Origin of the sequence: Fulvivirga kasyanovii (genome assembly GCF_009711405.1) — a bacterium.
GTDB classification, from domain to species: Bacteria; Bacteroidota; Bacteroidia; order Cytophagales; family Cyclobacteriaceae; genus Fulvivirga; species Fulvivirga kasyanovii.
Window position 1 is genome coordinate 1 of the sequence record NZ_SMLW01000073.1, and the last position, 477, is coordinate 477.

Here is a 477-nt window from a genome sequence, read left to right on the forward strand (position 1 = left end):
CACAAGCCAAGCATCAACCAATCTGGCAATAAAGTTGACATAGCCCTTCAGAAAACGCATGAAGAGCCCTTGAAACTGGCAATTCTGGACAATACCAACGATATCATTTTTGAAGATACACTGGCCGACAATGGCAACCTGACTAAAAGATACGATATGTCACGTCTTGGTCCGGGCTCATACACTATGAGAATTGGCATTGCAGGAAAATACTTTAGCCGGTCTATCAGAATTCAATAAAACATTCAAAATCTTCATAGGAGAGGGTAAAGGGTCGCCAGGTAAGGGGGTGGCCCTTTTTTAGTATCTCGCACCTATATCTTTGTATTGCTAGACAGGACATTTCAGGCTACTAATGTTTTAAGCTTCCTCTATACCCTGATCGTAGTGTTCTCTCAGTAATGTAATATAGCGCAATATGTTGCGAAGTACAGGGCGGAGTGATCCTGTCTGACATACTTTCTTTCACATCCTGTA

General features: G+C 42.1%; 1 pseudogene. It reads left to right on the plus strand.

Going from position 1 to position 477, the window contains the following annotated elements:
- Nucleotides 1-240 (plus strand): annotated as a pseudogene (locus tag E1163_RS30090) (hypothetical protein); the annotation flags it as partial.
- Between the last annotated feature and the right edge of the window lie 237 nt (nucleotides 241-477).